This is a genomic window from Gilliamella sp. B14384G12, assembly GCF_016101825.1.
Taxonomy (GTDB): domain Bacteria; phylum Pseudomonadota; class Gammaproteobacteria; order Enterobacterales; family Orbaceae; genus Gilliamella; species Gilliamella apicola_N.
The window spans coordinates 85,945-100,140 of sequence record NZ_JACFPU010000004.1; the positions used below are offsets into that span (position 1 = coordinate 85,945).

The window sequence follows — 14,196 nt, forward strand, 5'->3', positions numbered from 1 at the left end:
ATAATACTTGTAATTGTAAGGTTGAGTGAGTTGCAATAAACCTCTACCATGCCAAGGGTAATATCTTTTTTATTTATTCATTTACAAATTATTTCTTTTTTATCATCAATAAGATCAGCAATGACTATAGAGTTATTATGACGGCCAATACCTACTTGCATGTAACTATATGCAGCTTCATATTGTTGACCATTATAACGGTAGTAAACAATTTGATGCTCTCCCATGCTATACCTACCACTCGTCATAAGATCTGGCATACCATTACAAGTGGAATCTAATAGGTAATAAGGACCATTATAAGAATTAAATAGTAGTTTGGGTTCAATATTGGGTTTTAATAAATAAATCCATGTTTGTGTATTAGCCTGATTACCAAAAACTTTACATTCCGCAATAAACAGGTCACCAACATTCGCTTTGCATATATCATAAAACACATTAGTATAAGGTTTAGATTTATCCTCATCGTAAGAATAACTTCCATAAGCTGAAAGATCTTCACTACCACAGTTATCATCAGTACTTAAACTTGCTACTAATTTTTTAATAATTAAATCCATTTTTTTATCACTAGCCAAATCAACTTTACCATTGCATAATTGGCCACTTGTTGGTGGGCGATCAATGGGAATACTGATATACAGAGGATATAATTGACTAATAATGGCATCCAATGCTTTATCTAAACAAGCAGTATCCTTACACTGTGATATCAACTTATTTTGCTCAACAATTTTTCCATCTAAATTCCACGGATCATCAACTAAGGTAATCGTCGAATATTGAAGAAAGCGCGCCTTAAATAACTTATTTGCTAATGCAGGGTTATTGCACGTATTAGCTGGATATGCCGCTTTTGCCTCATCGACCATCTTAATTGTATCATCATCACTATCATCAAAGCCTGATAAGCTAATATCCAAACATGGATTAATTAACAAAGTTGTTGATAAGTAAGGAGGGGCAATTTGATCAATACTAGGAATAGTTCTCTCTTGTTTAATTTGTTGAGTGTAAGCAGGAAAAACAATTATCAATAAACTTAATAAATAAAAAGTTTTTTTTATCATTTAAACATTTCTCCTTAATTATTTCCTGCCAAATGTACTCTCGTTTTTTTATTTATTTACAAATTATTTCTTTCTTTTTAATAAGATCAGCAACTGCCATATCGTTACCCTTATCATCACGACCAATGCCTACTTCCATATAACTATATGCAGCCTCATATTGTTGACCATTATAACGGTAATAAACAATTTGATGCTCTCTCAAGCTAGCCCTACCACTTATCATAAAATCTTGCATACCATTACAAGTCGAGTCTAATGGATAATAAGGACCATTATAAGAATTAAATAGTAGTTTGGGTTCAATATCGGGTTTTAACAAATAAAACCATGTTTGTGTATTAACCTGATTACCAAACATTTTACATTCCGCAATAAACAGGTCACCAACGTTCGATTTGCATATATCAAAAAGCACATTGGTATAAGGTTTTGATTTATCCTCATCGATAGGATTATCTCCATAATCTGAAAAATCTTTACTACCACAGTTATCATCAGTACTTAAACTTGCTACTAATTTTTTAATAACCAAGTCCATTTTTTTATCATTAACCAAATCAACCTCACTAATGCATAAATTGTCACTTGCTGATTCAAACTTGGTAGGGATACTGATATATCGAGGATATAATTGACTAATAATGGTATCCAATACTTTATCTAAACAAGTGGTATCCTTACATTGTGATATCAACTTATTTTGTTCAACAATTTCTATATCTAAATTCCAAGGATCGTCGACTAAGGTAATCGTCGAATATTGAAGAAAGCGAGCCTTAAATAACTTATTTGCTAATGCAGGATTATTACACGTATTAACTGGATATTTTGCTTTTGCCTCATTTACCATTCTAGTAGTATAACTATAATCATTACTACCAGAGATCTCTAATGAGCTAATATCCAAACATGGATTAATTAATAAAGCTGTTGATAAGTAAGGAGAGGTAAGTTGATCAATACGAAGAATGGCTCTCTCTTGCTTAATTTGTTGAGCGTAAGTAGGAAAAACAATTATCAAGCAACATAATAAATAAAAAGTTTTTTTAATCATTTACATTTCTCTCCTATCATAACCTTCTGGAAACTCTAAGATTAAGTTATTTGTTGCATCAGGAAACTTCATCTCGGTTAATACCGCTAAACAATTACCATAAACAGAGCATCGTTGATCAAAAAGACTTAAACGGCGGTCATAAGTGTGATCAATTACAGCAGGTAAGTTAACCTTAGCAGAGGCATGCCAAAATGCATAGCTTCGATAATAGACCTTTGTTCCCTGATTTCCTGCGTCAACGGCTACACGCTCTAAAGTATGTGTTTCATCGGCATATTTTGCCATACTATTCTTAATCCAATAAAAACCTGCCGAATCGGCTGGGTCAATATTAGCTTGGTTAGTCACTTCATCACGCCATGTAAAATACTGATTTAAGTTTGGAAACTCTGCATCTTGAAATCTATCTCGATTCGCTTTTCTTTGTCTATAGTTCATGATTTCTACCTCATGATGCCTAGCTATCAAGGTCTCAAATTCTTGCAAAATCTCTCGACCTCTAAATTGCCAATAATACTTGTAATTGTAAGGTTGAGTGAGTTGCAATAAGCCTCTACCATGCCAAGGGTAATATCTTTTTTATTTATTCATTTGCAAATTATTTCTTTTTTTTCAATAAGATCAGCAATTGACATACTATTACCATTATCATCACGGCCAATACCTACTTGCATATAACTATATGTAGCTTCATATTGTTGACCATTATAGCGATAATAAACAGTGTGATGCTCTCCCATGCTATACCTACCACTCGTCATAAGATCTGGCATACCATTACAAGTGGAATCTAATAGATAATAAGGACCTTCATAAGAATTAAATAGTAGTTTAGGTTCAATATTGGGTTTTAATAAATAAATCCATGTTTGTGTATTAGCCTGATTACCAAAAACTTTACATTCCGCAATAAACAGGTCACCAACATTCGCTTTGCATATATCAAAAAGCACATTAGTATAAGGTTTAGATTTATCCTCATCGTAAGAATAACTTCCATAAGCTGAAAGATCTTCACTACCACAGTTATCATCAGTACTTAAACTCGCCACTAATTTTTTAATAACTATGTCCATTTTTTTATCACTAGCCAAATCAACTTTACCATTGCATAATTGGCCACTTGTTGGTGGGCGGTGGATGGGAATGCTGATATACAGAGGATATAATTGACTAATAATGGTATCCAATGCTTTATCTAAACAAGCGGTATCCTTACACTGTGATATCAACTTATTTTGCTCAACAATTTTAATATCTAAATTCCAAGGGTCATCGACTAAAGTAATCGTTGAATATTGAAGAAAGCGTGCCTTAAATAACTTATTTGCTAATGCAGAGTTATTGCACGTATTAGCTGGATATGCTGCTTTTGCTTCATCGACCATCCTAGTAGTGTAACCATCACTATCATAGTTCTCTATTGAGCTAATATCCAAACATGGATTAATTAACAAACTTGTTGATAAGTAACCAGAGGCAAATGGATCAATGCTAGGAATGGTTCTTTCTTGCTTAATTTGTTGAGCATAAACAGGAAAAACAGTTATCAATAAACTTAATAAATAAAAGGTTTTTTTAATCATTTACATTTCTCTCCTTTCATAACCTTCTGGAAACTCTAAGGTTAAGTTATTTGTTGCATCAGGAAACTTCATCTCGGTTAATACCGCTAAACAATTACCATAAACAGAGCATCGTTGATCAAAAAGACTTAAACGGCGGTCATAAGTGTGATCAATTACAGCAGGTAAGTTAACCTTAGCAGTGGCACGCCAAAATGCAGAGCTTCGGTAATAGACCTTTGTTCCCTGATTTCTTACTGCATTAATGGTTACTCGTTCTAAAGTGTGTGTTTCATCGGCATATTTTGCCATACTGTTCTTAATCCAATAAAAACCTGCCGAATCGGTTGGGTCAATATTGGCTTGGTTAGTCACTTCCTCACGCCATATAAAATACTGATTTAAGTTTGGAAACTGTATATCTTGAAATCTATCTCGATTTGCATATCTTAGATTATGGTCCATTCTTTCTACTACATTATGCTCAGCTATCAAGGTCTCAAATTCTTGTGAAATATCTCGACCTCTAAATTGCCAATAATACTTGTAATTGTAAGGCTGAGTGAGTTGCAATAAACCTCTACCATGCCAAGGATAATACCAACGTAAGTCACCGCTATCTTCATCTAATGCTCTAAACCAACGACATTCTTGAATTGCATTACCAAAAAAACAAGCCATTCTTAATGGCGTATTGATGCAATATTTTCTTAACATCTTATTTATATTCAATTTAAGATCATTTCTTTGTTGATTAGACGGAAAGACTCTTTCCCAATTATTCCCTCTAATGGCATATGTAGGAACTAACTGTTTAAGCTCACTTTCACTTAGCCATCCACATTTTCTAAAATGCTTAATAAATTCAATGGGCGGGCAGTGCCAATGATTTGCATCTATACCTATATTGGCTTGTTCCCAAAATGTCATCGCTTGTACATGGTTTTGAAACCATGTGAATTGTTCATCTGTCTGGTTTCTACCGCCTTGATTTGTAGGATTTTTAATCCATCCAAATCGTTCTTCGAAATTAGCATTTTGCCATTCGGTTGGAAATTTATAGAATATTTTTTGTAATTTTTGTTGAATAGAGGCTTCAGTTAAACGTGTTTGCTTTTGTGCATCTGTTAAACGAGCAAAAGAGCCAGCGGTACCATTATCTAAAATTGTTCTGACAATTTCAGAGTCACAACGACTATCGTTATTAGTATCATCATCTGCAACACTCCAACCTTTCCAGAAAGGAAAATCCGCATCACTGTATTTTTTGATTGCCTCAGTATTAAGATTGACCCAAGTATTGCCACTGGCAGTAGGTATTTGTCGATAATGTGTTGGGGTATCTTGAGCTGTTTCTGTGCCTAATATTCTGCCAAAACGTAATAGTTCATAACCTGCCGTTGGCATAGAGGAACAAATTTTTGATGATTGGTCAAAAAGATTGTACTCATGAACACTTCCTCTTGGACTATCGCCATTTGTAGTAACAGGTTGGCCTATTTGTGTACCATTTTCATCATAAGCGGTAAAAGTACAATTACCACTATGGTATTTCATCTCTAAATAGAGCGCTTGTCCTAATGTATCACCTGTAGCGGTATGTGTATAATGGCTTGTATTATGAACTCCATTGTAGGTTGGAGTATCGGCTGGTAAATAAAAATACATATTTCCGAAACAGCTGCTTGTTCTACCATGTCGGTTAATGTAATGAGTAATATGTCCTTGTCGGTTGGTATAGTAGTTAGCGCCATTTCTATTTAAGGTTATTGAACCAATAATATTTTCTATTTGATCATCAGCAGCGATGATTTCAAAATGAATAAGGTTATCTTGTCCATAAATTTGACCGGCACCACCAAGCTTTGCTTTACGATATATATTATTACCTTGTTTTAAATCGTTTTCTATACGATTTAGGTGCATATAGATCGAGTAATAGGTCACTGTAATATTTTCGCCAATTTCCGTTTGATGCTTTATAACGATGCAACCATTATCTGTCCATCCTTTATTAGGGTCATAAAGAGGATGCTCTCCCAGCTCGGTTGGGTTAGTTGGCCTAGCGGTGGGTTGTCTTAAATAGACAATATTTCCATCCGCGATGGCTCTGACTGGACTATCCGAATCAGGTGCTTGTAAATGTATTCCTCCATGCCATTGCATCTCAAAACTTACAGGAAATTTGCCGGTTAAGGCCGGTGTCATTGCACGACTAACAAAAGTTTCATCTGACTCATTTGCTCTCGCATCTGGTAAAAAAGGAGGACTTATAATCATTCTACTATTCCTTTATCAATTATACTGAAAAACTAAAATAATGATTTTTTACATGCACTAGAGACAGTTCAAGTTCATTTTTTGTAAAGTTAGGTTTCTCGCATTCGAGTGTGTTAGGCCCCATTTTTTGCAATGCATTACTTTTTATATAAACATTATCTGCCGTGCCCAGTTCAATCCCTGCACTACTAAGTTTGATGTATGAACCTCCACACATTAACGTCAAATCTTCACATGCGCTTACTCTAAGTTCACCATCCACACTGTCTATTTTAATATCTTGCTTGGCAGCCATATTCAGGTTGGCATTTTGCGCCTGCACGTTAACATCACCTTGGTTAGCAAAGACTTTCATTCCTGATTTATGGGCAAATAGACCGATGGATTCACCGGATGAGACGGTTATGTTTTTTAACGCATTAATGTCAGTTTGGTTTTCACTGGTCACCGATACACTGTTTGACGTTGACAGTTGGATGTTTTCCGGGCTGGTTAAAGCGATGCCCTCTTGTGCATAAGCAATAATGCCACTTTGGGCTAATTGGGTTAATGTCGCTTTAAGTTGCTCTTGACTGTCGGTATCCGCACCATGAGCTTCAGATGAGGTTGCTGCATTTTGCAGTGCTTTGGCAATTGATAACGCATTTTCAAGCTGGGTAATGGCAGCTTGCATATCAAGTTGTTTACCCTGTGCCTTAGGCTCGGTCTGACTGGTCAGATATAAACCTTTATTGGCAGCAATCGCTCCCCACTCATCGGTGCGCAGTTCAAATCCCTCACCACGCTGCTCTTTGTTTTGGTCTACTAAATGCCCGATGTTAAGCTGGGTTTTACCGTATTCGGTTGCTAACTTGATGTGCTCTTGTCCGCGTTTATCATCCATCCGCAGTTTGTTGTTAGCAGGGGTACGAATTACATTACGGTGTTTGTTTATGGTGGTCACATGGTCAGGGTGTTGACTGTCATGCATCGCATGTGCGATATAAGGTCGGTCCGGATTACCGTTAGTAAACGCTACCGCAACTTCTGTGCCGTCAATCAGTGGAAAGTGAAAACCATAGGTACTGCCCGCATACGGTTTAGCCAGTCTTAACCATAAACTCTCTTCACCGTTTCGCCACTCTTTTAAGTCAAAGTTAAACTTAACCCGATAGCGCCCTTGTGTATCAATATAACCATACGTGTCATTATTCGGACTGGTCACCCGTGCCGGTAAAGTGCCGTCAATAGTCGGAAAAGGAATCGGCTCCGGGCGGTAAGGTTTTAATGGCTGGTAAGGTATGGCGGTAAAGCTCAGTTCATAAGCCTCACTGCGGTTTCCCTGTCCTTGCACCGTTAATATCATTACCCCCTCATCTATTCCGGCAATCGTACTGCCTTTGATGCGGATATGTTGACCCGGAGCTAAATTGGCCTGATTACTTTTACCCCGAATAACAATTTGACGGCTAATGGCGTGTTCATGGCGAATGCGGGCATACCATTCTCCACTTTCAACACCATTACTCGCATTACCAGAATGAGTGCTAATATCACTGCTATTATCGTTATTATTGCCATTACTATCGTCGGTATCAATATCACCACTGTTTTCATCATCATTATTGTTGGTGTCACTATCAATTCCATTATTGCTGTCACCATTGCTATTTAATCCTTTATAGTGCTCATCATAACGGTAATCAGTACCGTAAGTGGTGTTATCTTTCTGTTGGCTGTTAACTTCACCCAGTAAATTAGCTTGCGCATCGCGGTAGTTATAATCTTGTACTTGTACCGATGATTCCACCATCTGACTGTGTAAGGTTATATCCCAGACACTTTCAACGCCGTTATCCAGTGTACCGCTCGGTTGTTTGTACACAATATCAGCCACCTGCTGATAACCTTGTTCATAATCACTGATGACCATCACATCACAATTATGTTCACCATGCGTTTCAAACCGAAAATAGACCCCCACATCCGCAAGCAGTCTTTGAATAAACTCAAGGTCACTCTCCTGCCACTGGGTGATAAATTCACGTTCAGGGTATTGCTCTTTAAGTGCTAAACGATAATCAATCCCGGTATAACCATGACCACGCAAGACCTCTTCAACCACACTGATAACGCTTTGATTCTGAAAAATAGCACAGTTATGACTTAATGCCAGTTTGGCTAATTGCGAGGATAAGACAACCTGATAACGGGCTTCATCATTACTGACTGATAATTGACTGAACTGGGTTATCACACCATAAAGAGTACGGGAGCCACCTTGAGATAATAGTGAGTTTAACGGATTAAGCGGATTAAACTGAGTTAAAGAGTTAAGTGAATCAAGTGGATTGGATTGTTTAAGTTTATCTAACTGTTTTAATGGCTCAGACTGTTTTAATGCATCTAATGGATTAGCCGAAGTTAAGGAATTAAGGGCATTAAGTCCTTGAGTTGCAAAGGCGCTTAAACTGCTAGAATTAGCGGGGTTAAAACTCAAACGGGCATTTTGATTAAGAAATGACTCAACAGAAAGTTGTTTATCCGAGCTGGTGAAAGTAATCATGTAATGCCAAGGCTGGTTAAGTTGCTCATTGCCTTCAACCTGTAAAATTGAAATCTCAGCAGACAAACCATCAATATTTAACGTATAGCGATTGTGACCAGCTCCATTAACCAAACCATGCTTTAAACCACGACTTAAATCATTACCCAACTGATTCACCAAATTGGTTAGTCCTTTATCCATGTTATCCTCGATATATTTCATGTGCACTGCAAATGTGTTTTATTGAATTATTTATTATTAATAAGTATTTAGGATTATTTTTCACTAACAATTTGATTATTTGAAAATTCGTTAGAAATAAAACGTTTGAATAAAGCTGTGATAAAAAATAATCTAAGAAGTCTATAAAATACCTTTTTTTGCGTTTTTTGCAATCTTTTTTTAGTATTTTTTTAAATCAAATTACATGCATAACTTACTGATATTATTAATTATATTAATAAAATATCATTAAAAATTTGTTACTTAAGCATGATCAAAAAAGGATTAATAGAATTTGGATTTTGCAGATTTTTTATTAAGTTCTTTGTAGGATATTTTTTAAGATTTTGTATAAAAAATTTCATTTGACTCAAACATACCCATAACCTGAAACTTTTTGACAAAATAACTGACACCACAATGGTTAAAAATATTTTAAAATATCAATAGAATAATAAATAGGATTTTATTGCGTTTTAATAAATCACAACTATTACTTTGTAATCATCTAACTTTTTTATGTTATTCTTCCAAATCCAACTTTCTGGCTAGTGAGCGAGTTGTTTTTCAATATTGGCTATTTCTTGTTTATAATTTTGAATTAAACAAAACATAACTTTAGATAAATAAGGATCGGTATTTTCCCTATCACCAGAAACTGGAGGTGGTAATTCTAAACAACTTGAAGCCATGTTTTGCTGTAATTTTAAATAAGATTTTTTTATTGTATTGTTATTTTTATTCAATAAGTTAATTTTTTGTTTTAATCTACTATTGTAATGGTTATAAACATCTATATAGCAACTATGATATTCTTCTTTGTCATATTCATCTTCACATGATTTAAGTTCTTGTGAATCGATTTTTGTGACTGGTTTATTCGAAATAATATTAAATTGATTTGGATAAATGATTTGATATTGTACACCATCTGTAACATTGACTAACATATCTTGAAGTACAAACTTCATTTTTTGATTATCAATTTTATAGTGTTTCCAAAACATTGGAGAAATACCTTCTTCATCCTCTATCAAATATAATGTATTTACCTCTCCCTCTGGGGATATAAAATAATGTTGGTAACCTACTGCAAGAAAATCAAAATCAGGAAAAGAAATATGATTATTAGCCAAATAAATCCTATCTTTTACAATATTATCTTTAACTATTGATAAAAATATATCACCTCCAAAAATAGTACTATCAGATTCAATATCATTACTTTTTGACATACTTAATGTCAGTTGAAAATCTTGTCCGTTATAGATGATTACAGGATCTTTATAAATAAATTTATATAACTCTTTTAAATCAAATTTGAGATTATTTTTATTAAAAGGACAAAACTTATATATTTCTTTTCGTTCTAATTCGTTTAATTGCCAATAATTTTGTGGATAAGTACAATCTTTTTCTAATTTATTCATGTCGATTTTCCTAAAAAAGGGGTCGCCACGATACTTGTCTTCTATTTGATAGTGCTGACTGTAACAGTAAGTGCTAAATAGTAAACAAAGTGGTACTAGATAATGTGAGTATTTCATTTTTTAATCCTTTTCTTATTTTGAATAAGTGGCGTTTGAATAGATTGCAAATTTTCTCTATGATATTTAAAGTTTTTTAATGATTTTCATTCTTGCAAATCCGACTTACTTGCTCGGAAGAGAGTTATATATTGCCATTATTTTTTTTACAAATTCTATTTACGGATAATACACAATTTTTACTTGTTATTAATTTTTTTCCAGAATATAAATTGGTTATTAAAATTTCTTTATCATTAGTCTGAGGATCGACTGTTTTATGTTATAACCAGTGAGTATTGTAACTAATAGAATAATTGGTATTTAATTGAAATTTTTCATAATATTATTTCCTTTATCGAACCTGCTTTAAATTCTGAATGTAAATGGTCATCATGAAGAGTTCCATCTAAATCTTGTATTGCATTATCAAATTTTTTCTTATTTTTCCCCGTTCTTTGTTTATTAAAATTAAATTTATGCATGGCATTAATAAATTTTTGTTCATCGTTATCATTTAAATAAAGAGTATCAACGCTTTTTCCATTTACATGTTCAGCACTAGGAAAACAGGACCCCTCAGCAAAACAACTACCAGTAGTTGTTAAATGCAAACCTGTTTCAGCTAAAGCACCAATAAAACCGGCTAAAGCACTTGGTCCTGTATAACGTCTTTTCGTATTTGAAAAACTATATCTAACTTTAACATTACCTTTACTGTAATTGATTTCATCTGGCATCCTAACTATTTCAACACTTTTATTCAATGCTTTATATCGTCGCCAAATTAAGCCTTTTTTTGGATGCTTACCATATTCTGCAATATCTCCATTTTTAAATTTAACTCTTTTTTGGGTATTTCCTTCCTTTAAATTTTCTTTATATTCAATAATATTTGGATCTTTTCTATTCGGCGCGCTTATTACTACACCATTTGCTTTTTCCTTAGTAGTATGCCAATCACAAATACATATTTCATGTTCATTATTCTTTTCATCATGATAAACATACTTATATTTTTGCTCGTAGCCTTTCGATATTTCCAGTGGTATATGTTTTTCAATTTTTCCATCGTGGTAAATATGATATGTCACTATACCTGGACTTATAAATCTACCCATTATTGACACTGGATGAATAAACCATGCTTTACCATCAGCAGAAAGGTTGCTTAGTGCCGGTGTTTGTGGTGTTTGGTTGTTTGATGATTGGGTTGCTTGAGATTGTGCTACTTCTCGCCACCAAAGGGAGGGTTTAATGCGTTGCTCTTTTTCCAGTTGCCAATATATTTTGGTTTCCTCGTGTGCTTCATCAACACTGTTTAACGCTGAGTTTCGCTTATAAGGCATGGTTATGTTATTGTCATCTAACCATTTTTCAATTAATTTTTTTTGTTTATGTGTTTCTTTATCAAATAAATCATCTATTTCTTTCAATTTAGTTAGCGCTTCGTCTGCATACCATTCACTTTCATATTTTATTATTAAGTGACCTATCATTTCGGCTATCCAACTATTGCGTAGACCATCTTTCAGAAATTCAACAGTAAAAGGTGGCAGTCCTTTTTTTCGCTGAACAGAATATAACAGTGATTCAATTAAGATTTTATGCAAAGCTTTCATTGAATCAGTGTATTCTTTAATATCTAATGTTCCTGCTCGGTTATCGTTTATTTTAGTATAAAATTCTCCCACAGAAGCTTTTTCGATTACTGTCTCAAATCCTTGCCAATGCCATGGGCGGATTCGTTTAACGTGCTCTTGAGCATCTTTTTTGATGTTTACCCAACCTGTTATTGACCAACGCTCTTCATTTCCTGCGGTGACTTTTACCCAAATTGAATCCGTGCTTTCGTCTTCTATAGTGATTAAATTCTCATTACTTAATGAATCTAATGATACCGTTCGTGGAAAATGTACCGTGTTATCTTTGGTTGCAGGAGGTAACTTATCAAGTGATAACGGAAAATTATTCCAATAAGGAATCGCGGTATTGAGTGTTCCATCTTGTCCAAATAAGTGAGAGACATCTTTTGATGCTATCCAATAATGTTTAGAATTCACACAAAAACGTATTTTGACAGATGAACTATTGTGATCAACTTCAACAAGTTCAACCTTATCCGGAATATCGGACATGGTTAACTGTGGATAAATTTTACTATATCTATTTTCTAACTGATGTTTATGGTAGTGTGTTAGAATGATTTCTCTATTTTCGTCAGATAGCCTGTCATCAATTTCTTTCGTGTTATTATTAAAGATAGATTTTGTTATCGGATTATTTTCAGAAAAGTATTCCCATGAATTTAAAGTATATTCCAGATTAATTTTAACGTAATAACTATCTTTATCACTGGTAAACTTTATTCCTAATCCTGAATTTAATTTTCCATCTGCTTTTGATGCTTGTATTAATCTTGCACCTTTTTCAATCAGAATTAGGTTTTTTTTACTCTCGGGTAAATTATCGGCTAATTCTCGTGTTTTGGTAATAAATGCTGGCAAATCATCACAGGTAAATAATTCAACATGTAACAGTTGCGGTAATTTTGTATCTGATGGTCGTTTTATTGTGGATATAGATGCTTGTGTAGGCTCATTAAAACGATCTTTTTTGAGTTGATTATGCCCGAACCAATAAAATCGCCACTTGAAATTGCAATCGGCGATTTTAATACCACAATGTCATTGAATTTTTCAGGTTTAAATGTGAATGAAGTCAGTGAGGTTACTTTGACATAACCTTTATGCGCTGCGTCTTCACTGTCATTTTCTTTTAATAAGTTTGGAACATGACAATCTTTAATCTTACGAATTTTAGCGTATCCGTTTTCTTGCCCATCTAATTCAAATGTTGCTTTTAGTGGTAAATAAGTCAATTTTTGTTTGTCATCAGCAGTTTCATATACCGCTATGCCCTTTACGTTCACTTTTAAAATTCCCTGCAATATTTTTATAATTTTTTTATTTTTCAATGTGTTGAATTGATTATTGCTAATATAATTTGATAACCAAGTATTATGAAAGTCTTCTCTAATAGATGGTTATATAGAAAATCAGAAGACGAAAATAATCTATATTCCGCCTAGTAATAGAATTTTTATAAAAACTTAGAGCAATAGGGCAAGTTTACTTTTTTATAATATTTGAGTTCATTTTTAAAAGTATCTGCAATTGTATTGTTAATACTCTCTAACACAACCAAGCAAATAATTGGATAAATTAAGTCTTTTATGCTTTGATCTTTTTCATCCTATAAAATCATATATCCTAATAACAATAAATTTTGAGTTTTTGATTTGATTTTTAATCATCATAACTTAATAAACTTTAAATTATCTTTATCTATTTTATAATGAATATGATTTATATCTTTAATATTTTCACTGTATTCTTTGAATGAAATTATGTAGATATCTCCGCTAGCATCAAAATAGTAGTATTGACTATTTAGGTAAAAAGCACGATCAGAATTATAAGAATAGCTTGCTAAACTTATCCTACTTTTAATTTCCTTTTTGTAAACTAAAGATAAATCTATTTCATAAACTATGTCATGAATTGGATTATCATAATCATAAATTATTTTATCTTTTTTATCAGATTCTTGATGCTTTCTGTCCATAATAAGCTCAAAATCGCCATCACGATAGATGACCGTTTTTTTATCGATTAAATCATAGAGTTTATTAAAATTAAATTTAGTGGTGTTTAAAGAGCAACGCTCTGCCTCCAATTTTCGTTCTTCATTTGTTAAATCTTGCCAATAATCATAATTAAAACCACATCCGGACATATCACCATCTTTCACAAATGGTGCACCTGTATATTTTTCATCAATAATATAGGTGTCACTATAACAAAATGATGTATATATTAATAATAACAAGCCTGAAGAATAAGATATTTTCATTGCATATTTCCCTAAAATCTTGATTAAC

At 33.5% G+C, this 14,196-nt stretch carries 10 protein-coding genes; all 10 read right to left on the reverse strand.

Features of this window, described 5'->3' with window-relative positions; translation table 11 throughout:
• Positions 1-77: 77 nt before the first annotated feature.
• The 10 genes from H3S73_RS06230 to H3S73_RS06275 all read right to left on the reverse strand — a co-directional run bounded on the left by H3S73_RS06230 (position 78) and on the right by H3S73_RS06275 (position 14,168).
• On the reverse strand, positions 78-1,073 hold the full coding sequence (locus tag H3S73_RS06230) for a hypothetical protein (protein ID WP_198236138.1): 996 nt from the start codon (positions 1,071-1,073) through the stop codon (positions 78-80).
• 52 nt (positions 1,074-1,125) lie between these two features.
• Positions 1,126-2,130, reverse strand: coding sequence for a hypothetical protein (locus tag H3S73_RS06235; protein WP_198236139.1), 1,005 nt, complete (start codon positions 2,128-2,130; stop codon positions 1,126-1,128).
• Positions 2,131-2,571, reverse strand: coding sequence for a hypothetical protein (locus H3S73_RS06240; protein ID WP_198236140.1), 441 nt, complete (start codon positions 2,569-2,571; stop codon positions 2,131-2,133).
• A 149-nt stretch (positions 2,572-2,720) separates the two neighbouring features.
• Positions 2,721-3,719 carry a hypothetical protein gene (locus H3S73_RS06245; protein ID WP_198236141.1) on the reverse strand — a complete coding sequence of 333 codons (999 nt, stop codon included), beginning with the start codon at positions 3,717-3,719 and terminating at the stop codon, positions 2,721-2,723.
• Entirely contained in the window at positions 3,720-5,978 is a 2,259-nt protein-coding gene (locus H3S73_RS06250) for a M23 family metallopeptidase (RefSeq protein WP_198236142.1), read from the reverse strand.
• A 19-nt stretch (positions 5,979-5,997) separates the two neighbouring features.
• The gene (locus H3S73_RS06255; protein ID WP_198236143.1) at positions 5,998-8,727 is read right to left on the reverse strand and encodes a type VI secretion system Vgr family protein; all 2,730 of its coding nucleotides are present in this window, start codon (positions 8,725-8,727) and stop codon (positions 5,998-6,000) included.
• A gap of 548 nt (positions 8,728-9,275) precedes the next feature.
• Positions 9,276-10,157 carry a hypothetical protein gene (locus H3S73_RS06260; protein WP_198236144.1) on the reverse strand — a complete coding sequence of 294 codons (882 nt, stop codon included), beginning with the start codon at positions 10,155-10,157 and terminating at the stop codon, positions 9,276-9,278.
• A 434-nt stretch (positions 10,158-10,591) separates the two neighbouring features.
• A complete protein-coding gene (locus tag H3S73_RS06265; RefSeq protein ID WP_198236145.1) occupies positions 10,592-12,760 on the reverse strand; it encodes a hypothetical protein in 2,169 nt (722 codons plus the stop codon).
• 62 nt (positions 12,761-12,822) lie between these two features.
• Entirely contained in the window at positions 12,823-13,185 is a 363-nt protein-coding gene (locus tag H3S73_RS06270; protein WP_198236146.1) for a hypothetical protein, read from the reverse strand.
• Positions 13,186-13,568: 383 nt separating this feature from the next.
• Positions 13,569-14,168: a hypothetical protein gene (locus H3S73_RS06275; protein ID WP_065738417.1), complete on the reverse strand. Its 600-nt coding sequence runs from the start codon at positions 14,166-14,168 to the stop codon at positions 13,569-13,571.
• Positions 14,169-14,196: the final 28 nt, after the last annotated feature.

Coding starts and splice junctions, on each gene's coding strand:
- H3S73_RS06230 (WP_198236138.1), bottom strand. CDS start 1,073: ATGATAAAAAAAACTTTTTATTTATTAAGTTTATTGATAATTGTTTTT.
- H3S73_RS06235 (WP_198236139.1), bottom strand. CDS start 2,130: ATGATTAAAAAAACTTTTTATTTATTATGTTGCTTGATAATTGTTTTT.
- H3S73_RS06240 (WP_198236140.1), bottom strand. CDS start 2,571: ATGAACTATAGACAAAGAAAAGCGAATCGAGATAGATTTCAAGATGCA.
- H3S73_RS06245 (WP_198236141.1), bottom strand. CDS start 3,719: ATGATTAAAAAAACCTTTTATTTATTAAGTTTATTGATAACTGTTTTT.
- H3S73_RS06250 (WP_198236142.1), bottom strand. CDS start 5,978: ATGATTATAAGTCCTCCTTTTTTACCAGATGCGAGAGCAAATGAGTCA.
- H3S73_RS06255 (WP_198236143.1), bottom strand. CDS start 8,727: ATGAAATATATCGAGGATAACATGGATAAAGGACTAACCAATTTGGTG.
- H3S73_RS06260 (WP_198236144.1), bottom strand. CDS start 10,157: ATGAATAAATTAGAAAAAGATTGTACTTATCCACAAAATTATTGGCAA.
- H3S73_RS06275 (WP_065738417.1), bottom strand. CDS start 14,168: ATGAAAATATCTTATTCTTCAGGCTTGTTATTATTAATATATACATCA.